The organism is Pseudomonas sp. AC532 (assembly GCF_979258965.1).
This window is the reverse complement of the sequence record NZ_OZ409888.1, coordinates 63481-83081: the sequence shown is the minus strand read 5'-3', so window position 1 is coordinate 83081 and position 19601 is coordinate 63481. Positions and strand designations below refer to the sequence as shown.

Genomic DNA, 19601 nt, shown 5'->3' with positions numbered 1-19601 from the left:
CATCCTAGCCTTGTATGCATGTGACGCCGGGCCCCTCTGGCGATGAGTGCACCTCATCGTGATGTCGGAGTCACTAAGTTGAATCTCAACTTAGGCACCAACAGGGAGGGCCCATGACAGCTCTACATGCCTTTATGTCCACGCCGCTTCTCGGCACCCCTTATTATTTCTGGCTGGCGTTCATCGTCATCGTCATCGCGCTGCTGGTCTTCGACCTGGGCGTGCTGCACCGCGACCAGCATGAAATCGAAATGCGCGAAAGCCTGCTGCTGTATGCGGGCTACTTCAGCGTCGGCGTCGCGTTCGGCGGTTGGGTATGGTGGGAGCTGGGCGCTACAAAGGCGCTGGAGTTCTACACGGGCTTTCTGGTCGAACAGTCCCTGTCGATGGACAACGTTTTCGTCATGGCGATGATTCTCGGCTTCTTCGGCATTCCACGCAAATACCAGCACCGCGTACTGTTCTGGGGGATCATCGGGGTAGTCGTGCTACGGGCGATCATGATCGGTCTGGGAACGGCGTTGGTCCAGGAATTCGACTGGATCCTCTACGTGTTCGGCGCGTTCCTGCTGTTCACCGGCATCAAGATGCTGTTCAGCAAGGACCATGACGAGCATCCGGACCTGTCGCAGAACAAGATGTTGATCTTTCTGCGCAAACACATCCGGGTCACCGATGACCTGCACGACGGCAAATTCCTGGTGCGCCAACAGGATCCGGCCAGCGGCAAGATGCTGCTGTTCGCCACCCCGCTACTGTTGGCGCTGGTGCTGATCGAGCTGGCGGATCTGGTATTCGCCGTCGACAGCGTGCCGGCGGTATTTGCCATCACCCAGGACCCGTTCATCGTCTATACCTCGAACATCTTCGCGATTCTCGGCCTGCGTGCGCTGTATTTTGCCCTGGCGGCACTGATGCATCGTTTCGTGTATCTCAAGTACGCCCTGGCGATCGTATTGATGTTCATCGGCAGCAAGATCTTCCTGCATGGCTTCATCAAGGTACCCGCGCTGCTCTCTCTCAGCGTTACCATGGGCGTGCTGGCCGGCGGCGTTCTGCTTTCGCTGTTGAAAACCCGCGACAAGAAGCCTGAAGAGACGACGTGAACCAAGCGGACGTGCAGATCGAGCGGTTAACCAAAGGCGATGGCATACGCTGGTGCGTGCGCCTGGGCAAACGCACCCTCCTGTTCGACGACGAGGGCGCTGCACGTGCCTTTGCAGCGCAACTGCACATGCGCCTGAACGGTGAAAAACTGTCACGGGTTCCAACGCCTGACGAGCCGCCAGGTGCCTGAGACCGCTATTTCATGTACCTGCCCAACTCATGTTTGCCAATGGCCGCCCTGTGCACCTCGTCCGGGCCATCGGCAAGCCGCAGGGTGCGCTGCATGGCATACCAGTAAGCCAGCGGAAAATCGCCGCTGACCCCTGCCCCGCCGTGCAGTTGAATGGCCCGGTCGATCACCTTGAGCGCCACATTCGGTGCCACCACCTTGATCTGGGCGATTTCGCTGGCCGCAACCTTGTTGCCGACAGTGTCCATCATGTAGGCCGCGTTCAGCGTCAGTAGCCGTGCCATGTTGATTTCCATCCGCGACTCGGCGATCAGGTCGAGGTTGCCGCCCAAACGAGCCAGCGGTTTGCCAAAGGCGGTACGCGCAAGTGCGCGCTCGCACATCAGCTTGAGTGCTCGCTCGGCCATGCCAATGGAGCGCATGCAGTGGTGGATGCGACCCGGGCCAAGGCGCCCCTGGGCGATCTCGAACCCTCGACCCTCACCGAGCAGCACATTGGTGTAAGGCACGCGGACGTCCTCGAAGAGCACCTCGGCGTGGCCATGGGGGGCATCGTCATAGCCAAACACCGGCAGCGGCCTGAGCACCTTCACGCCCGGGGTATCCATGGGCACCAGAATCATCGAATGCTGCTGATGGCGGTGACCACCCGGGTTGGTCAGCCCCATGAAAATCATCACCTTGCAGCGCGGATCGCAGGCTCCGGAAGTCCACCACTTGCGCCCATTGATCACCCAGTGATCACCATCGCGCACAGCGCTGGCCTGCATGTTGGTGGCGTCCGAGGACGCGACGTCCGGCTCGGTCATGGCAAATGCCGAACGAATCTCGCCGCTCAGCAGCGGCTCGAGCCACTGGCGCTTCTGCTCCTCACTGGCATAGCGCACCAGCACTTCCATATTGCCGGTGTCCGGTGCTGCGCAGTTGAACGGCTCGGGGCCGATCAGCGAACTGCCCATGATTTCCGCCAGCGGAGCGTACTCGGTGTTGGTCAGCCCTGCGCCGCGTTCGGAATCGGGCAGGAACAGGTTCCACAAACCCTCGCCTTTGGCCCTGTCCTTGAGCTGCTCCATGATCGCCGTAGGCTGCCAGCGATCACCTTCGGCAACCTGACGCTCGAATTCGGTTTCGGCCGGGTAGACATGGGCCTCCATGAAACCGCGGACGCGTTCACGTAACTGCTGAACCTTGGGGGAATAGGCGAAATCCACGGCGCACCTCGGCTGCATTTTCTATAGTGCAAACGATGCTAGTGGAGGCGGGATAATTAATCGAAGCTATTTTCAGCGTGTATTAACATTCATCACCGATATAAGATCGGCCGACAAAAACAACGTGCGGAGTCGCTCAGGCATGAACCTGAACAAGGTCGATCTCAATCTCTTCGTAGTCTTCGATGCCATCTACAGCGAAGCCAACCTCACCCGCGCCGGGCAAATCGTCGGCATCACTCAACCGGCGGTGTCCAACGCGCTGGCGCGCCTGCGCGAAACCTTCAACGATCCGCTGTTCGTGCGCACCGCGCAGGGCATGGTGCCAACGCCAATGGCGCAGAACATCATCACTCCCGTACGCAACGCCTTGCAGCAGTTGCGCATTTCGGTACAGGAAAGCCGCACGTTCAACCCTGCCCAGGCGAACAAGAGTTTTCGCATCAGCATGACCGACCTCACCGAGGCGGTGGTGCTGCCGCCGCTGTTCCAGCGCCTGCGCAGACAGGCACCCAACGTGACCATCGAGAGCATGCTGGTGCGCCGTCGGGAAACCACCAAAGAGCTGGCCGCAGGGCGCCTGGATTTCGCCGTCGACGCACCGCTGAATATCGATCCGCAGGTCCGTCACGTCAAATTGATGGAAGATCGCTACGTTTGCGCCATGCGCCCGGATCATCCGCTGAGCAAGGACAAGCTGAGCCTGGAACAGTACCTGTCGCTGACGCACATACATATATCCAGCCGCCGCAGCGGCCTGGGCTATGTCGACCTGGCACTGGGCAAGATGGGCATTCAGCGGCGCATCGCACTGCGCTCGCAGCATTACCTGATGGCCTGCCGGGTGATGCGCGATACCGACATGGCGATCACCGTGCCGGAACGCTTCGCCAGGGACAACGACCTGCATTTCAGCGACCTGCCGGTAGCAGCCATACCGGTTCTGGAAACCCACCTCTACTGGCACGAGAGCACTGACCAGGATCCTGCGAATCGCTGGATGCGTGAGCAGATCATCGAGATCTGCCAGCGCATTGCGATACTCGAGCGCAAAGCCGCTGCCTCCCTGGCGGCCGGCTGAGGCGGCCTCAGCTGGAGTAGTCGAGCACCGTCCAGACCCGCGTAAGCCCTTCACCGATCACGCAACCGGAAACGTCCAGCTGCTTGTTGTCATGCAGGGTCATGCGGGTCGTCACCCCGTCTGCGGCATCCTGGCGCTCGACCAGCCACTGCACCTTGCCGCAGTTCGGCGTATCGATCACGTAGCTGGCGGCCACGGGCGCATCATTGCTGGGCAGCTTGATGGCATCGACCACCACGCCATGCTCTTCGACGCGCTTGCCGTCTGAAACCAGCACCGCCCAGGCCTGGCGGTCTTCGATGATCAGGTAGTTGGCATTGACCTTGGGTTGTTCGACCTGCGGCTGCACGCAGCCTACCAGTGTCACCAACAGCACAAGTGTCATGAGTATGTGTTGCATTGTTATGGCCCTCGGCACCTGCCGCAGGCGCTCTGCGCGCCTGCGGATATGGGAGTCATGAAGCGTCAGGGCTCACTATCGTTGAATACTGTTTATTTGTACAGTATTTTTGTTTTACCCTAGCAGCCATCAACACGCTGACCGAAAACCAGGATTGCCCTGGCTGGATCGGGCGTAGAGGGGGAGCCTAATGATGCTGGACGTAATGCAACTCAAATACTCGATCAACCGGATGCCGCTGGACAAGGTTCGTCCTATCGTCGATGAGCTGCACCTGGAGGGGATCGTTACCGAAGGTAAAACGCCGTTCAATCGCCTGCACTTCAACACCTGCTTCGCCGAAATCGAAGCGCTGCTGCAACGCGGCGGCTATCACCGGCAGCTCGATGTGGTGGGTTATCAGGGGCTTGCTTATGCGATGTTCGACCCCAATCGCTGGGAAGCCGTTGACGTGCTGCGTTGGCTCAGGGATTACGTGGAAGAAGTCCAGGCCTGCCCCGCTTCATAGCGAGTCGTCTACAGAGTGCAATGCACAAAAATGGTCCACCAAAAGGCGCCCGAGTCAGCCAAAACGGAGCGCACATCGCCTGATCAGCATTTGGCGCGATGCTTGCTTACTCATTCAGGACACTAAGACGGCGGCCCGTTATGGGAAGCCGGGTAACGGACACGGCGCCTGCCAGACGGCCTTCCCCCATCGGGTCGCTGGTAGGTGCCGTTTTTATTTACCAATGCCAGCTTTTCGCAGGCAAAGAAAAACCCGGCCTAGGCCGGGTTTTTCCTTTCACCTGAGCCTATTACTGGGCTTGGGCTTCTACTTCAGCTTCTACACGACGGTTGATCGCGCGGCCTTCTTCGGTAGCGTTGTCAGCAACCGGACGCGATTCGCCATAGCCAGCGGAGTTGACGCGATCAGCGCCTACGCCGTACTGGTTGACCAGTACGTCACGAACGGCGGTAGCGCGACGCTCGGACAGCTTCTGGTTGTAAGCGTCAGTACCGACGGAGTCAGTGTGACCTTCAACAGTAGTGCTGGTCTGCGGGTACTGGTTCATGAAGTCAGCCAGGTTTTTGATATCACCGTAGCTTTCTTCTTTGACAGCGGCCTTGTCGAAGTCGAACTTGACGTCCAGCTCAACGCGGACGACCTGCGGGGCTTCTTCAACAACCGGAGCCGGCTCGGCAACCGGGGCCGGAGCAGGTTCGGTAACCTGAGCAACCTGACGGGTGCTGCCACCGAAGTTCAGACCAACACCGACACCGGCTTGCCACTCGGTGTCACCTTTGTCGATGTTGTACAGGGCTTCAACGCCGGCACGGGCGTAGAGCATTTCGGTGAAGTAGTACTTGGCACCGCCGCCGGCGATAGCCAGGGTGGAGGTATCGCGACCGCCGCGGTTGGCGTCGCCGATGCTCTGGTGGCCAACGCCGCCAGAAACGTAAGGACGCAGACCTACGCCCGGCTCACCGAAGTGATACAGAGCTTTAAGATCAGTCAGGTTGCCCTTGATGTTCTTGCTGCCAGCAGCGCCTTCGCCACGCAGGTCGTGGTACTCGCCGTACGACAGTGCCAGCTCGACATCGTCAGTCAGGTAGTAACCAACGCTGGCGCCAAACTGGTTGCCTTCGTCATGAGCGAAATCACGCTGAGTGTCGGTGAAATAGCGATTGGCAAATCCTTCCACCTCGACAGCGCCTTGGCCTTGAGCCAGCACGCCCATCGAGGTTGCGGCTACCAAGGAGCCAATGACAACGCCTAAGGTGTTTTTCAGTTTCATCCGTTAAATCCCCATCTATAGAGTGATTGATTCACATGCAGATAGACATGCGAGTCGTCGGTAAGTTTAGGAAAACTCACCTATGCCAGTGAAAGTTCGCCCCGAACTAACTTTCGGTAATTCCTGCAAACTTTTCCCGCAATCTGTCCAGCGCGCGCTTGTAGCGCATTTTCGTGGCGCTGAGCCCCATGTGCATGATGTCGGCGATTTCCTGAAACTCCAGCTCTGCAACGAAACGCAGTACCAGAATTTCGCGATCAATCGGATTGACGTGCACGAGCCAGCGATCCAAGCCACCTCGGTCCTCTACTTTCGGCGCCTTTTCTTCAGACGCCTCTTCCAGAGGATCCAGACTCAGCGCATCCGTCAACCGACGCTTGCGACGCTCCTTGCGGTACTGAGTAATGCATTCGTTGTAGGTAATGCTGTAAAGCCAGGTCTTGAACTTCGACTTTCCCTCGAAGTTTTTCAGCCCGTATAGAACTTTTAACATCACTTCCTGACAGACATCGTCGGCATCTCGATCGTTCCCTAAATATCGTGCGCATACGTTGAACAGGGTGCGCTGGTAGCGGCGCATGAGTTCTTCGTAGGCGCGCGTGATATGGAACAGCTCATCATGCGCACGCGCTACCAGCTCCTCATCGGAGAGCTCGCGTGGGTCATAGCGCAGAGACGGTGATTGAGGTGCGTTCAAGACGGATCGAGCCAACGGTCAGGACGAAACAGCCAGCACCTGCTCGAGCAGGTCGCCGACTGGGCGCATAGGGTAGCAGAGTTGGCCCCTCAGCGGCTGCTTACCCGCTGCTCGAGAAGCACTCGGTTGGAGAGCGAAACCAATTCTCCCGAATCCGTCAAAACCGTGGTTTTCACCGTTCCGATTTCCTCGATCTGCCCTTCGACGCCGCCCACTTCGATTTCCTGGCCGACCTGATACAGCTCGCGCACGTAAATACCGGCGAGAATCTGACTGGCCAGCTCTCGACTGCCCAGCCCGAGCGCCAGTGCGACGGCCAGGCCCACGGAGATCAGCACGATGGCGATGACGTTATTGAGCAGGTCGGTCTTTACCTCAAGCTGGCCGATGGCCACGGAGATGCTGATGATGATCACCAGCCCCTGGGCCAGGCGTGCCAGGCCATGGGCGTAATCGAGGCCGACACCTTCGGCGGCGCCGCGTACCAGGCCACTGAGCAAATGAGCCAACAGCACGCCGGCGAGCAGGATCAGCGCCGCGCCGAATACCTTCGGCAGGTACAGGGCGAGCACGTCGAGCGTTGCCGACACGCGCTCCAGGCCCAGCGACTCGGCCGCTGACACCAGGAAGATCAGCAATACGAACCAGTAGACGATCTTGCCGATCAACGCCGAAACCGGTACCTGGAAGCCCGCACGGCCGAGAATCTTGGTCAGCCCGGTGCCCGCCATCAGGCGGTCGAGGCCGAGTTTGCCGAGCAGCTTCGAGAGCAACGTATCGAGGAGCTTGGCGACCACGAAACCGAGTAGCACCAGCACCAGGGCCACGAACAGGTTCGGAATGAAGCTGGCGACTTTCGTCCACAGCGCCGTCATCGCGGCGACCAGGCTATGAGTCCAGGGGTCGAGTTCCATTTTCATTGAGCCTTATCAGTAGAGCGAGCAGAAGCCCGGCGACGCGACACCGGAGCGACATGGGAGGCGCCATTGTTGAGCGCGATCATCAGGGCGCCGGCCCAGTGCCCCATCAGGCCGAACAGATCGCCGGCGCCGACCTGGCGGTTGGCGGTCTTCAACACGCGATTCAGGCAGGCATCGTCATCGCGCGCCGGCGAAGATGGAGCTTTCAGCAGATCACGCAGGGATTCTTCGAATGGATCGTGCATGGCAGACCTCACAGAACGTCTTCGCTAGACGAAGCGCCTGCAGGGCAAGTCACATCACACCCAGCGCAAGCGCCGGAACAACAACCACTGGCCGAAGCCGATCGACAGCATCAGCAGGCAGGCGACCAGGAACCCGTAGGGGCTGTCGGCGCCCGGAATGCCGCCGACGTTGATGCCCAGCAAGCCGGTGACGAAACTCATCGGCAAGAACACGCAGGTGATGATGCCGAAACGAAACATGATGTGGTTCATGCGCACGTCCATGCGCCGATTTTCCGTCTCGAGCAGCAGGCCGATGCGCTCGCGGGTCAGCTCCAGCTCCTCGAGATAACGCAGCAGGCGGTTGTTCAACTCGTTCCAGTAAACCCCGTCCTCGTGGGTCAGCCAGGGCAGTTGGCTGCGCGTCAGTTGCATATAGATGTCACGTTGCGGCGACAGGAAGCGCCGAAGATTGGCCGCACGTCGGCGGATCTGCAGCAACAGGCCGTGGTCGGGCAAGGCCCGCTCGTCACGGTCGACTTTCTCTTCCTGGCCATCGACCCATTCACCTAGCTCGCTGACCAGGTCCTCGACCCTGTCCGTCAGGTAATCACTGAGCTGCAGCATAAGCTCGGAGGCGGTCTTCGGGCCGTTGCCGGCCTGCAGCCGCTCGATGAGGTCCTCGGTGGCGCGCAGCGGTCGCAGGCGCAGGGAGATGATGCGCCGCGCCGCGGCGAATATGCGCACCGACACCATGTCCTCCGGCTCTGCACCCGGATTGAGGTTGACGCCACGCAGAAACAGCAGCAGTTCATCGTTGGCCAGAGGCAGGGCCCGGGGCCGGGTGTTTTCCTCGAGCAACAGGTCGCAGGCGAAGCCGCTCAGACCACTGTCGCGGCGCAACCAGCTCTGGGTCTGCGGGTGGCTGCGGTCCCAGTGCAACCACAGGCTCTGCCCCTCATCCAGTTGCAACCCGTCGAGCTGCTCGCGCGCCACCGGTCGGGCACCGCCTTTGCCATCCAGCACAAAGCCGTGCACCAGGCCCCACTGCGCGTTGTCTTCTTCGTACATCCCTACCCCTGATGATGGATTTCGGCGGCCTGCTCACTACCGTCGCCCGCGCTAGTCGACCTGCAGCGCCTGCGGCGAGACGATGATGCCGTTGTTGTCGGCGTACAGGTACTCGCCCGGGCGGAAGGTCACGCCACCAAAGTTGACCACCACGTTGAGGTCGCCCAGGCCACGTTTTTCGGTCTTCATGGGATGGCTGCCAAGGGCCTGCACGCCAAGATGGGTCTGCGCCAGCACATCGACATCGCGCACGCAGCCGTAGATGACCATGCCTTCCCAGCCGTTGTGCGCGGCCTTTTCGGCGATCATGTCGCCAAGCAGCGCGCAGCGCAGCGAAGCGCCGCCATCGACCACCAGCACCTTGCCGGCACCGGGCTGGTCGGCCTGGGCCTTGACCAGCGAATTGTCTTCGAAGCATTTGACGGTGACGATCTGACCACCGAACGAATCGCGACCGCCAAAGTTGCTGAACATCGGTTCCACGACGCTTACCAGTTCCGGGTTGGCGTCACACAGATCGGGAGTGATGTAGTGCATGGCAAAGCTCCTGAATGGATGTTCGAGGCCTGCAGCATAGTCCGATCGACGCCCCCGGTCAGGCGGGCGTCGACTGGCGACGGCCATGGTAGCCGGATCACGGCGCGGCAGGAATGGCCGCCCCGCTTTCTTCGTCCGCCACTGTCGCCGGCATCCGCCGCTCGCCCTCCAGCCACCGCTGCACCAGTGGCCAGACCTCTTCCTGGGCCGGCTTGCTGACCAGCATCTGCACATGGTCGTAGTCCTGCTGAAAACCATTGGCGCTGGCCAGGTTGACGAACTCGCGATCGCGGGAGGCGAACTGCTCGAACAGGGCACGGCATGCCGCAGGCGGACAGTCGCGATCGCCTTCGCCGGCGACTGCCAGCAGTGGCACCTGCACCTGGCGCAACCCAGCCCACCAGTCGTGCTCGGCATCGCCGAAGCGGCCGAACAGGCGGTGCCAGCACAGCGCTTCGAGGGCGATGCCGATCGGCTCGTCTTCCGGACCGCGTTTGAGCCGCGATCCGGACAGCACCACGCAACGCTTGAGCAGCAGCCGCGCCAGCCATTCAATGGGCGGCACCTTGAGTGGCCAGTAGCGACGACTGACCTCGGCACCGAACAGGCCCACGCTGGCGATTCCCGGTTGCGTCAGGTGACCGCCACCGAGCGCAGCGGCCAGGATCACGCCGCCCAGCGAGTGACCAAGCCAATGCGCAGGCTGCGGGTTCATTTCCGTCACGAAAGCAGCGATTGCCGGCAAATCGTAGCGCGCATAGTCGGCCACGCGATTGTGCCGGTACCCGAGGTTGCGCGGCGACAGGCCATGGCCGCGCATTTCCGCGATCCAGACATCAAAGCCGGCACGCGCCAGATAAGGCCCCAGGCCGACACCGCCGGGCGAGTACCAGAAACGTCGATTGGAAAAGCTGCCGTGCAGCAGAATCACCGGCTGGCCCCGTTCGCCCAGGTGGCCTGCCAGGCCCAGGCGAGTGAGCGCCAGCTCGACGCTGAAATCCGTACTGTTGCCGGGTTTGAGGCGGTAAACGTCTTCGCTCAGGTCGCCACGCAGCTCGGCACTCATCAGCGCAACGGGGAACAATTCACTACTGCTTTGCATCGTCTTCGCTCTGCTACAACAGGCTGCCGGCTGCGACGCATCGCCTGGCGGCAGCCATAAAAAAGGGCAGGTAGAACCTGCCCTGGGGGTCGGTGTTCAACCCGTGACCATCAGCTCTGTTGACCTTCCGCCAGGAAGAACCAGGTCTCCAGCACCGAATCCGGGTTCAGGGACACACTCTCGATGCCCTGCTCCATCAACCACTTGGCCAGGTCAGGGTGATCGGAAGGCCCCTGGCCGCAGATACCGATGTATTTGCCGGCCTTGTTACAGGCCTGGATAGCGTTGGCCAGCAGCTTCTTGACCGCCGGGTTACGTTCGTCGAACAGGTGCGCGACGATGCCCGAGTCCCGATCCAGCCCCAGCGTCAGCTGGGTCAGGTCGTTGGAGCCAATGGAAAAACCGTCGAAGTACTCGAGGAACTCGTCGGCGAGAATGGCATTGGACGGCAGCTCACACATCATGATGACCTTCAGGCCATCCTGACCACGCGCCAGGCCGTTCTCGGCGAGCAGGTCGACCACCTGCTTGGCCTCCCCGAGGGTGCGCACGAACGGCACCATGATCTCGACGTTGGTCAGGCCCATCTCGTTACGGACCTTTTTCAGCGCCCGGCACTCCAGCTCGAAGCAGTCACGGAACGACTCGCTGATGTAGCGCGAGGCACCGCGAAAACCGAGCATCGGGTTCTCTTCTTCAGGCTCGTACAGCTTGCCGCCGATCAGGTTGGCGTACTCGTTGGACTTGAAGTCCGACAGGCGCACGATGACCTTCTTCGGCCAGAACGCGGCGGCCAGGGTGCTGATACCCTCGACCAGTTTCTCGACATAGAAGCTCACCGGGTCGGTATAGCCGGCGATGCGTTTCTCGACGCTCTCGCGGATTTCCGGCGGCAGGCCGTCCATGTTCAGCAGCGCCTTGGGGTGCACGCCGATCATGCGGTTGATGATGAATTCCAGGCGCGCCAGGCCGATACCGGCATTGGGCAACTGGGCGAAGTCGAAGGCGCGATCCGGGTTGCCGACGTTCATCATGATCTTGAACGGCAGCTCGGGCATGGCGTCGACCGAGTTCTTGCGAATGTCGAAGCCCAGCTCGCCTTCGAAGATGAAGCCGGTGTCGCCCTCGGCGCAGGACACCGTCACGCCCTGGCCGTCACGCAGCATGTGGGTGGCGTTGCCGCAGCCGACCACGGCCGGAATGCCCAGCTCACGAGCGATGATCGCCGCGTGGCAGGTGCGCCCGCCGCGGTTGGTGACGATGGCGCTGGCGCGCTTCATCACCGGTTCCCAGTCCGGGTCGGTCATGTCGGACACCAGCACGTCGCCGGGCTGGACCTTGTCCATCTCCGACACGTCGTTGATCACGCGTACCTTGCCGGCGCCGATCTTCTGACCGATGGCGCGCCCTTCGACCAGCACGGTGCCGGTCTCCTTGAGCAGGTAGCGTTCCATCACGGTAACGTTGGCGCGGCTCTTCACGGTTTCCGGGCGGGCCTGGACGATGTACAGCTTGCCGTCGTCGCCGTCCTTGGCCCACTCGATGTCCATCGGCCGGCCATAATGTTTCTCGATGATCATCGCCTGCTTGGCCAGTTCGGTGACCTCGGCGTCGCTCAGGCAGAAGCGCGCTCGCTCGGCGCGATCGACATCGACGACCTTGACCGACTTGCCGGCCTTGGCTTCCTCGCCGTAGATCATCTTGATCGCCTTGCTGCCCAGATTGCGGCGCAGGATTGCCGGGCGACCGGCCTCCAGGGTCTGCTTGTGGACGTAGAACTCATCCGGGTTGACCGCACCCTGCACCACGGTTTCACCCAGGCCGTAGGCGCCGGTGATGAACACCACGTCGCGAAAGCCCGATTCGGTGTCGAGGGTGAACATCACACCGGCGGTGCCGGTTTCCGAACGCACCATGCGCTGCACACCGGCGGACAGGGCGACCAGTTTGTGGTCGAAGCCCTGGTGCACGCGGTAGGCGATGGCGCGGTCGTTGAACAGCGAAGCGAAGACTTCCTTGGCCGCGCGGATGACGTTCTCCACACCGCGGATGTTCAGAAAAGTTTCCTGCTGGCCGGCGAAGGATGCATCCGGCAGGTCTTCGGCGGTGGCGGAGGAGCGTACGGCAACTGCCATGTTGTCATTGCCACCGGCCATCGCCGCGAACGCGGTGCGGATCTGCTCGTTGAGCTCGTTCGGGAACTCGGCGTCCATCACCCACTGGCGAATCTGCGCGCCGGTCTTGGCCAGGGCGTTGACGTCGTCGACATCCAGGGCATCCAGCGCCGCATGGATCTGCGCATTGAGCCCGCTCTGCTCGAGAAAGTCGCGATACGCCTGGGCCGTCGTGGCGAAACCACCGGGAACCGAAACGCCGGCACCCGCCAGGTTGCTGATCATCTCGCCGAGGGAGGCGTTCTTGCCCCCTACATGCTCGACATCGTGATTGCCGAGCTTATCGAGGGAAACTACGTACTCTGCCAAGGTGATCTCTCCACTTCAGTGTTGGAAAAGCTCATGGGCTGGAAACGTCGCCGGCTTGCGCCGCGTGGACAATGGCCTGGCCCTGGAAAATAAGTAACAATGCAAACCCATCAGGGCCGGCAAAAAACCGACCTATCATAGCCAAGATTCGTTCCCAGCTTATAGGCCATTTGCGCAATGAAACGAACTGCGTACTTCATCTCGGACGGCACCGGCATTACCGCAGAAGCCCTGGGTCAGAGCCTGCTCGCCCAGTTCGAGACCATTGGCTTCACCAAGCTCACGCGACCGTACGTGGACAGCGTGGAAAAGGCGCGCGCCATGGTACAACAAATCAATAATGCCGCCGATAAGGATGGCGCCACGCCGATCATCTTCGCCACCATCGTCAACCAGGAAATCCACGATATCCTCGCTGAGTCGCGCGGGTTCATGATCGACATCTTCTCGACCTTCCTGTCGCCTCTGGAGCAGGAACTCAACTCGCACTCCTCCTATTCGGTGGGCAAGTCGCATTCGATCGTCCACAACGCCAACTATATGGAGCGTATCGAGGCGGTCAACTTCGCGCTCGACAATGACGATGGCGCCCGTACCCACTATTACGACAAGGCCGACCTGATTCTGGTCGGCGTATCACGTTGCGGGAAGACCCCGACCTGCCTGTACATGGCCATGCAGTACGGTATCCGCGCGGCCAATTACCCGCTTACCGAAGACGACATGGAGCGCCTTCAGCTGCCCGCCTCGTTGAAGAAATACCGCGACAAGCTGTTCGGCCTGACCATCGATGCCGATCGCCTGGCGGCCATTCGCAACGAGCGCAAGCCCAACAGCCGCTACGCCAGCTATGCTCAATGCGAGTTCGAGGTGCGCGAGGTGGAGAGCCTGTTCCGCCGCGAGTCGATCAACTTCATCGACTCCACGCATTTCTCGGTAGAAGAAATCTCCGCCAAGATCCTGGTGGAAAAAGGCGTCGAACGGCGCTTCAAGTAACCTGCCACGCTGGACATGCCATGACCTTGCTCGATGCCGTGCTGTTTGCCCCCATCGCCCTGCTGATCGCTCTGACGCCAGGGCCCAACAACTTCTGCGCGATGAACAACGGGATCCGTCATGGCATCGATGCGGCCGTACTGGCGACGACCGGCCGGGTGGCGGCATTCGCGATCTTTCTGGGTATTTCCGCCATCGGCCTGGGCGCCATGCTGCTGGCCTCGGAAAGGGCCTTCACGGTGATCAAATGGGTCGGCGCGCTGTACTTGGTTTACCTGGGCATCAGTGCCTGGCGCAGCCGGGAATTCAGCGGCCTGGATCTGGATGCCGCTGCGCCCGCCGTGCAGCCGCAGCGGCGCGTCGGCCGCCTGATGCTGCAGGAATTTCTGATCGGCATCAGCAATCCCAAGGCGATCCTGCTGTTCGCTGCGGTATTCCCGCAGTTCATCAAGCCGGGGCAGCCAGCCATTGAACAGTTCGTCTACCTGGGCGCCACCTACCTGCTGGCCGAGTACGTGGCGTCGCTGGCCTACGCCCTGTTCGGCCGGCAGATCCGCCGGTTCATCCGCACCCGCCGAGGTGCGCAGCGCCTTAACCGCACCACGGGCGCGTTTTTCATCGGCGCCGGCGGCATGTTGATCGGCACCACCCAGCACTGAGCCCGATGCCCGGCGGCGCTAGCATGTGTCGCCTGGCACCCTCACCCAGCCTTCCATCAGGATCCGCGCGCTGCGGCTCATGACCGCTTTGGTCACCGACCACTGCTCGCCCTCCTGCCGCGCCTCGGCGCCAACGCGCAGGATCCCGGACGGATGGCCGAAGCGCACCGCGCTGCGCTCACCACCGCCCGCCGCCAGATTCACCAACGTACCCGGAATGGCTGCCGCCGTAGCAATCGCCACGGCGGCCGTACCCATCATGGCGTGGTGCAGCTTGCCCATCGACACGGCCCGTACCAGCAGGTCGATGTCCGCCACCTCGACCGCTTTGCCGCTGGCCGACCGATAGGGTTTTGGGGGGGCGACGAACGCGACCTTCGGAGTGTGCTGGCGGGTCGCAGCCTGCTCCACGCTGCTGATCAGCCCCATGCGCAGGGCGCCCGCGATGCGGATCTGTTCGAGGCGCTGAAGCTGTTGCGGATCGCCATTGATGTCGTCGCGCAGTTCGGTGCCCTGGTAGCCGATGTCCTCGGCGTTCACGAACACGGTGGGAATCCCGGCGCTGATCAGGGTCGCCCTGAGCGTGCCGACACCCGGCACCTGCAGCTCATCCACCCGGTTGCCGGTGGGAAACAGGGCAGCGCCCTCCTCGCCGTCATCGGAAGGATCGAGAAATTCCAGCACGATCTCGGCTGCAGGAAAGGTCACGCCGTCCAACTCGAAATCGCCGGTTTCTTGCACCTCGCCCTGGCTCACCGGAACGTGGGCAATGATGGTCTTGCCAATGTTGGCCTGCCAGATACGCACCACGCAGGTGCCGCTCTCGGGAATGCGCGCGGGGTCGATCAGCCCAGCATGAATGGCGAAGGCGCCCGCGGCGGTGGACAGGTTGCCGCAGTTGCCACTCCAGTCGACGAAGGCCTTGTCGATGGCCACCTGGCCATACAGGTAGTCGACGTCATGATCGGCCTGCTGGCTCTTCGACAGGATCACGCACTTGGAGGTCGACGAGGTGGCGCCGCCCATGCCGTCGATATGCGCCGAATACGGATCGGGGCTGCCGATCACCCGCAGGAACAGCCTGTCGCGGGCCTCGCCCGGCACCTGGCAGGGTTGCGGCAGGTCTTCCAGGCGAAAGAATACGCCCTTGCTGGTACCGCCACGCATGTAGGTGGCGGGGATTCGGATCTGCGGTTGCTGCGCCATGCTTGTCGTCCTGGCTGGTTGAGGAAGCCCAGCGATGCATCACGCGCTGGCGACGCACCTCTGCGGATTCAGGTAGGGAGGCGCTTGCGCCGCCCACTCGACTGGTTCAATACCGGGCGAACCGAGGAAGCCCAGGTGTCGCCTGAGCGTTCAAGCCACTGCACCTTCGAGAAAATCCTTGGCGAAGCGCTGCAGCACGCCACCGGCTTCATAGATCGAGACCTCCTCGGCGGTGTCCAGCCGGCAGGTCATCGGCACATCGAGGCGCTCGCCGCTGCGCCGCGTGATCACCAGCGTCAACTGCGCACCTGGCGTGCGCTCACCGAGCACGTCATAGGTTTCGCTGCCATCGATGCCCAGGGTCAGGCGCGTGGTGCCCGGCCTGAACTCCAGCGGCAGCACGCCCATGCCAATCAGGTTGGTGCGGTGAATACGCTCGAAACCTTCGGCGGCAATCGCCTCGACCCCCGCCAGACGCACGCCCTTGGCCGCCCAGTCGCGGGACGAGCCCTGTCCGTAATCGGCGCCGGCGATGATGATCAGCGGCTGCTTGCGCTGCATGTAGGCTTCGATGGCTTCCCACATCCGCACCACTTGGCCTTCCGGTTCCAGGCGGGTCAGCGAGCCCTTCTTTACCTGGCCGTCGACCACCGCCATTTCGTTGACCAGTTGCGGGTTGGCAAAGGTGGCGCGCTGGGCCGTGAGGTGATCGCCGCGATGGGTGGCGTAGGAATTGAAGTCCTCCTCGGGCAGGCCCATCTTCGTCAGGTACTCGCCTGCCGCGCTGTTCGCGAGGATGGCGTTGGAAGGCGACAGGTGATCGGTGGTGATGTTGTCCGGCAGCACAGCCAGCGGACGCATGCCGGTAAGCGTGCGCACCCCGGCCAGCGCACCTTCCCCCTCTTCATCCCAATAGGGGGGACGACGAATATAGGTGCTCATTGGCCGCCAGTCGTACAGCGGGCTGATGCGTTCGCCGTTGTCCGGCTGAACGGCGAACATCGGGATGTAGACACGGTGGAACTGCTCCGGTTTGACGCTGGCGGCCACCACGGCGTCGATGGCCTCATCGGCCGGCCAGATGTCCTTGAGGCGAATCTCGCGGCCGTCGACCACGCCCAGCACATCTTTCTCGATATCGAAACGAATGGTGCCGGCGATCGCATAGGCGATCACCAAAGGCGGTGAGGCCAGGAACGCCTGCTTGGCGTACGGATGAATGCGCCCGTCGAAGTTGCGGTTACCGGAGAGCACCGCGGTGGCGTACAGGTCTCGGTCGATGATTTCCTGCTGGATCGCCGGGTCCAGCGCGCCACTCATGCCGTTGCAGGTGGTACAGGCAAACCCGACGATGCCGAAGCCGAGCTTTTCCAGCTCCGGCAGCAGGCCGGCAGCCTCGAGGTACAGTTGCACCGCTCGCGAGCCAGGCGCCAAGGAGGACTTGACCCAAGGCTTGCGCACCAGACCCAGCTCATTGGCCTTTTTCGCCAACAGGCCGGCAGCGATCACGTTGCGCGGGTTGCTGGTGTTGGTGCAACTGGTGATGGCCGCGATGATCACCGCGCCATCGGGCATCTGCCCGGGCACCTCCTGCCAAGCCCCGGCGATTCCCCGCTCGGCGAGCGCCGAAGTCGGCAGGCGCTTGTGGGGGTTGGACGGGCCGGCCATGTTGCGCACCACGCTGGACAGATCGAAGCTCAGCACGCGCTCGTACTCGGCGCTGACCAGGTCATCGGCCCACAGACCGGCAGCCTTGGCGTAGGTTTCCACCAGGCGAACCTGCTCGTCGTCACGGCCGGTCAGCTTCAGGTACTCGATGGTTTGCCGGTCGATGGCGAACATCGCGGCGGTAGCGCCGAACTCCGGGGTCATGTTGGAAATGGTCGCGCGGTCACCCAGGGTCAGCGCCGCCGCGCCTTCGCCGTAGAACTCGAGGTAGGCGCCGACCACCTTGGCCTGACGCAGGTATTCGGTGAGCGCGAGCACCACGTCCGTGGCGGTGATGCCGGGCTGCGGCCGACCGGTCAGCTCGACGCCGATGATATCCGGCAGGCGCATCCACGAGGCCCGCCCAAGCATCACGCTCTCCGCTTCCAAGCCACCTACACCGATGGCGATCACCCCCAGCGCGTCGACATGCGGCGTGTGGCTGTCGGTGCCCACGCAAGTGTCGGGAAAGGCTACCCCGCCCTGTACTTGCACCACCGGCGACATCTTCTCCAGGTTGATCTGGTGCATGATGCCGTTGCCCGGAGGGATCACGTCGACGTTCTTGAAGGCCTTCCTGGTCCACTCGATGAAGTGGAAACGGTCCTCGTTGCGGCGATCCTCGATGGCGCGGTTCTTGGCGAAGGCATCCGGGTCGAAACCGCCGCATTCCACCGCCAGAGAGTGGTCGACGATCAACTGGGTCGGCACCACCGGATTGACCTGAGCGGGGTCGCCGCCCTTGTCGGCGATCGCATCACGCAGCCCGGCCAGATCCACCAGCGCGGTCTGCCCGAGGATGTCATGGCACACCACACGCGCCGGGTACCAGGGAAAATCCAGGTCACGGCGGCGCTCGATCAATTGCTTCAGCGAGGCCGTAAGCGTGTCGGGATCACAGCGGCGCACCAGGTTTTCCGCCAACACCCGCGAGGTGTATGGCAGCGTGGCGTAGGCATCGGGTTGGATGGCATCGACCGCCGCACGGGCATCGAAGAATTCCAGCGTGGTGCCTGGTAGAGGCTTGCGGTTGGCGCTGTTCATATCAGGACTCGGTCACGGTAGTGGTGGCGGGCCTGGTGCGGCCCGCTCTGTAAGGGTTCAGCGATCCTGCACGGGCACGAAAGGCCGCTGCTCGACCCCGATGTATTCGGCGCTCGGGCGGATGATACGGTTGTTGGCGCGCTGCTCGAACACGTGGGCCGTCCAGCCGGACACCCGCGAGCAGACAAAAATCGGCGTGAACAGCGCGGTCGGAATGCCCATGAAGTGATACGCCGAGGCATGGTAGAAGTCGGCGTTGGGAAACAGTTTCTTCTGCTCCCACATGACCCGGTCGATCGCCTCGGAGACGGGAAACAGCAGCGTGTCGCCGACTTCATCGGCCAGCATCTTGCTCCAGCCCTTGATCACCTCGTTGCGAGGGTCGGACTCCTTGTAGATCGCATGGCCGAAACCCATGATCTTGTCCTTGCGCTCGAGCATCGCCAGGGTGCCGGCGGTGGCATCTTCTGCCGAGGTGAAGCGCTGGATCATTTCCATCGCCGCCTCGTTGGCACCGCCATGCAGCGGCCCGCGCAGGGAACCGATGGCCGCAGTGACGCAGGAGAAAATGTCGCTGAGCGTCGAGGCGCAGACCCGCGCGGTAAAAGTCGAGGCATTGAATTCGTGCTCCGCATAGAGGATCAGCGACACGTTCATCACCTTCACATGCAGCTCACTGGGCTTCTTGCCATGCAGCAGCGCCAGGAAATGACCGCCGATGGTCGCCTCGTCACTGTTGCACTCGATGCGCTGGCCTTGATGGCTGAAGCGGTACCAGTAGGTCATGATCGCCGGAAAGGCACCAAGCAGCCGGTCAGCCTTGTCGCGCTGCTGCTCGAAACTGGTCTCGGGCTCAAGGTTGCCCAGGACCGAGGCGCCAGTGCGCATCACATCCATCGGGTGGGCATCTTTAGGGATGCGTTCCAGCACTTCCTTGAGCGCGGCAGGCAGATCGCGCAGGCCCTGCAGCTTTTGCAGATAGCCGTCGAGCTGCGCCTGGGTCGGCAGCTCGCCATACAACAACAGGTAGGCGACCTCCTCGAAGATCGCCCCCGCCGCCAGTTCGCGTACGTCATAACCACGGTAGGTCAGGCCGGCACCCGTCTTGCCCACGGTGCACAGTTCGGTCTGCCCGGCTACCTGGCCGCGCAGGCCCGCGCCACTCAACACTTTTGCTTCAGCCATTGC

Annotated in this window: 19 protein-coding genes; 6 read left to right on the top strand and 13 right to left on the bottom strand. The window is 62.0% G+C overall.

Annotated features, from left to right (window positions below):
• Window positions 1-113: 113 nt before the first annotated feature.
• Together ACZ0AV_RS00430 and ACZ0AV_RS00425 are read left to right on the top strand one after the other, a co-directional pair.
• Entirely contained in the window at window positions 114-1106 is a 993-nt protein-coding gene (locus ACZ0AV_RS00430) for a TerC family protein (RefSeq protein ID WP_499149207.1), read from the top strand.
• On the top strand, window positions 1103-1297 hold the full coding sequence (locus ACZ0AV_RS00425) for a hypothetical protein (protein WP_499149206.1): 195 nt from the start codon (window positions 1103-1105) through the stop codon (window positions 1295-1297). Before ACZ0AV_RS00430 ends, ACZ0AV_RS00425 begins: the two co-directional genes overlap by 4 nt.
• Before the next feature lie 5 nt (window positions 1298-1302).
• Here ACZ0AV_RS00425 and ACZ0AV_RS00420 read toward each other — a convergent pair whose 3' ends face one another.
• Window positions 1303-2508 (bottom strand): acyl-CoA dehydrogenase, encoded by a 1206-nt coding sequence (locus ACZ0AV_RS00420; protein WP_499149205.1) that lies wholly within the window; start codon window positions 2506-2508, stop codon window positions 1303-1305.
• A 142-nt stretch (window positions 2509-2650) separates the two neighbouring features.
• On the opposite strand from ACZ0AV_RS00420, the gene ACZ0AV_RS00415 reads away from it, so the two are divergent.
• Window positions 2651-3589, top strand: coding sequence for a LysR family transcriptional regulator (locus ACZ0AV_RS00415; protein ID WP_499149204.1), 939 nt, complete (start codon window positions 2651-2653; stop codon window positions 3587-3589).
• Between the two features lie 7 nt (window positions 3590-3596).
• On the opposite strand, the gene ACZ0AV_RS00410 is transcribed toward ACZ0AV_RS00415, so the two are convergent.
• Window positions 3597-3989 (bottom strand): hypothetical protein, encoded by a 393-nt coding sequence (locus tag ACZ0AV_RS00410; RefSeq protein ID WP_499149203.1) that lies wholly within the window; start codon window positions 3987-3989, stop codon window positions 3597-3599.
• Window positions 3990-4182: 193 nt separating this feature from the next.
• On the opposite strand from ACZ0AV_RS00410, the gene ACZ0AV_RS00405 reads away from it, so the two are divergent.
• Window positions 4183-4497: a transcriptional regulator gene (locus ACZ0AV_RS00405; RefSeq protein ID WP_499149202.1), complete on the top strand. Its 315-nt coding sequence runs from the start codon at window positions 4183-4185 to the stop codon at window positions 4495-4497.
• 289 nt (window positions 4498-4786) lie between these two features.
• Here the strand turns inward: ACZ0AV_RS00405 and ACZ0AV_RS00400 are convergent, their stop codons facing one another.
• The 8 genes from ACZ0AV_RS00400 to ppsA form a co-directional block, all read right to left on the bottom strand.
• Window positions 4787-5767: an OmpA family protein gene (locus tag ACZ0AV_RS00400; protein ID WP_499149201.1), complete on the bottom strand. Its 981-nt coding sequence runs from the start codon at window positions 5765-5767 to the stop codon at window positions 4787-4789.
• Between the two features lie 106 nt (window positions 5768-5873).
• Window positions 5874-6464: an RNA polymerase sigma factor SigX gene (gene sigX, locus ACZ0AV_RS00395; RefSeq protein WP_499149200.1), complete on the bottom strand. Its 591-nt coding sequence runs from the start codon at window positions 6462-6464 to the stop codon at window positions 5874-5876.
• Between the two features lie 89 nt (window positions 6465-6553).
• Complete coding sequence (locus ACZ0AV_RS00390; protein ID WP_499153252.1) at window positions 6554-7378, bottom strand: mechanosensitive ion channel family protein; 825 nt, start codon at window positions 7376-7378, stop codon at window positions 6554-6556.
• 2 nt (window positions 7379-7380) lie between these two features.
• Window positions 7381-7629, bottom strand: a complete 249-nt coding sequence (locus ACZ0AV_RS00385) for a CrfX protein (protein ID WP_499149199.1) — start codon at window positions 7627-7629, stop codon at window positions 7381-7383.
• Window positions 7630-7683: 54 nt separating this feature from the next.
• Window positions 7684-8679: a divalent cation transporter CmaX gene (cmaX, locus tag ACZ0AV_RS00380; protein WP_499149198.1), complete on the bottom strand. Its 996-nt coding sequence runs from the start codon at window positions 8677-8679 to the stop codon at window positions 7684-7686.
• Window positions 8680-8730: 51 nt separating this feature from the next.
• A complete protein-coding gene (rraA, locus tag ACZ0AV_RS00375) occupies window positions 8731-9216 on the bottom strand; it encodes a ribonuclease E activity regulator RraA (protein WP_499149197.1) in 486 nt (161 codons plus the stop codon).
• A gap of 97 nt (window positions 9217-9313) precedes the next feature.
• Entirely contained in the window at window positions 9314-10318 is a 1005-nt protein-coding gene (locus ACZ0AV_RS00370; protein WP_499149196.1) for an alpha/beta fold hydrolase, read from the bottom strand.
• A gap of 110 nt (window positions 10319-10428) precedes the next feature.
• Window positions 10429-12801: a phosphoenolpyruvate synthase gene (gene ppsA / locus ACZ0AV_RS00365; RefSeq protein WP_499149195.1), complete on the bottom strand. Its 2373-nt coding sequence runs from the start codon at window positions 12799-12801 to the stop codon at window positions 10429-10431.
• Window positions 12802-12978: 177 nt separating this feature from the next.
• Between ppsA and ppsR the strand changes: the two genes are divergently transcribed.
• Complete coding sequence (ppsR, locus tag ACZ0AV_RS00360; RefSeq protein WP_499149194.1) at window positions 12979-13797, top strand: posphoenolpyruvate synthetase regulatory kinase/phosphorylase PpsR; 819 nt, start codon at window positions 12979-12981, stop codon at window positions 13795-13797.
• Between the two features lie 20 nt (window positions 13798-13817).
• Window positions 13818-14456 (top strand): LysE family translocator, encoded by a 639-nt coding sequence (locus ACZ0AV_RS00355; protein WP_499149193.1) that lies wholly within the window; start codon window positions 13818-13820, stop codon window positions 14454-14456.
• An 18-nt stretch (window positions 14457-14474) separates the two neighbouring features.
• Here the strand turns inward: ACZ0AV_RS00355 and prpF are convergent, their stop codons facing one another.
• The 3 genes from prpF to prpC form a co-directional block, all read right to left on the bottom strand.
• Window positions 14475-15662, bottom strand: a complete 1188-nt coding sequence (gene prpF / locus ACZ0AV_RS00350) for a 2-methylaconitate cis-trans isomerase PrpF (protein WP_499149192.1) — start codon at window positions 15660-15662, stop codon at window positions 14475-14477.
• A gap of 150 nt (window positions 15663-15812) precedes the next feature.
• The gene (gene acnD / locus ACZ0AV_RS00345) at window positions 15813-18413 is read right to left on the bottom strand and encodes a Fe/S-dependent 2-methylisocitrate dehydratase AcnD (RefSeq protein ID WP_499149191.1); all 2601 of its coding nucleotides are present in this window, start codon (window positions 18411-18413) and stop codon (window positions 15813-15815) included.
• 57 nt (window positions 18414-18470) lie between these two features.
• Window positions 18471-19598, bottom strand: a complete 1128-nt coding sequence (prpC, locus tag ACZ0AV_RS00340; RefSeq protein WP_499149190.1) for a bifunctional 2-methylcitrate synthase/citrate synthase — start codon at window positions 19596-19598, stop codon at window positions 18471-18473.
• Window positions 19599-19601: the final 3 nt, after the last annotated feature.

What these genes read in the sequence shown, in the direction of transcription:
- ACZ0AV_RS00430 (WP_499149207.1), top strand. Translation starts at nt 114, where the DNA reads ATGACAGCTCTACATGCCTTTATGTCCACGCCGCTTCTCGGCACCCCT.
- ACZ0AV_RS00415 (WP_499149204.1), top strand. Translation starts at nt 2,651, where the DNA reads ATGAACCTGAACAAGGTCGATCTCAATCTCTTCGTAGTCTTCGATGCC.
- ACZ0AV_RS00410 (WP_499149203.1), bottom strand. Translation starts at nt 3,989, where the DNA reads ATGCAACACATACTCATGACACTTGTGCTGTTGGTGACACTGGTAGGC.
- ACZ0AV_RS00405 (WP_499149202.1), top strand. Translation starts at nt 4,183, where the DNA reads ATGCTGGACGTAATGCAACTCAAATACTCGATCAACCGGATGCCGCTG.
- ACZ0AV_RS00400 (WP_499149201.1), bottom strand. Translation starts at nt 5,767, where the DNA reads ATGAAACTGAAAAACACCTTAGGCGTTGTCATTGGCTCCTTGGTAGCC.
- ACZ0AV_RS00390 (WP_499153252.1), bottom strand. Translation starts at nt 7,378, where the DNA reads ATGGAACTCGACCCCTGGACTCATAGCCTGGTCGCCGCGATGACGGCG.
- ACZ0AV_RS00385 (WP_499149199.1), bottom strand. Translation starts at nt 7,629, where the DNA reads ATGCACGATCCATTCGAAGAATCCCTGCGTGATCTGCTGAAAGCTCCA.
- cmaX (WP_499149198.1), bottom strand. Translation starts at nt 8,679, where the DNA reads ATGTACGAAGAAGACAACGCGCAGTGGGGCCTGGTGCACGGCTTTGTG.
- rraA (WP_499149197.1), bottom strand. Translation starts at nt 9,216, where the DNA reads ATGCACTACATCACTCCCGATCTGTGTGACGCCAACCCGGAACTGGTA.
- ACZ0AV_RS00370 (WP_499149196.1), bottom strand. Translation starts at nt 10,318, where the DNA reads ATGCAAAGCAGTAGTGAATTGTTCCCCGTTGCGCTGATGAGTGCCGAG.
- ppsR (WP_499149194.1), top strand. Translation starts at nt 12,979, where the DNA reads ATGAAACGAACTGCGTACTTCATCTCGGACGGCACCGGCATTACCGCA.
- ACZ0AV_RS00355 (WP_499149193.1), top strand. Translation starts at nt 13,818, where the DNA reads ATGACCTTGCTCGATGCCGTGCTGTTTGCCCCCATCGCCCTGCTGATC.
- prpF (WP_499149192.1), bottom strand. Translation starts at nt 15,662, where the DNA reads ATGGCGCAGCAACCGCAGATCCGAATCCCCGCCACCTACATGCGTGGC.
- acnD (WP_499149191.1), bottom strand. Translation starts at nt 18,413, where the DNA reads ATGAACAGCGCCAACCGCAAGCCTCTACCAGGCACCACGCTGGAATTC.
- prpC (WP_499149190.1), bottom strand. Translation starts at nt 19,598, where the DNA reads ATGGCTGAAGCAAAAGTGTTGAGTGGCGCGGGCCTGCGCGGCCAGGTA.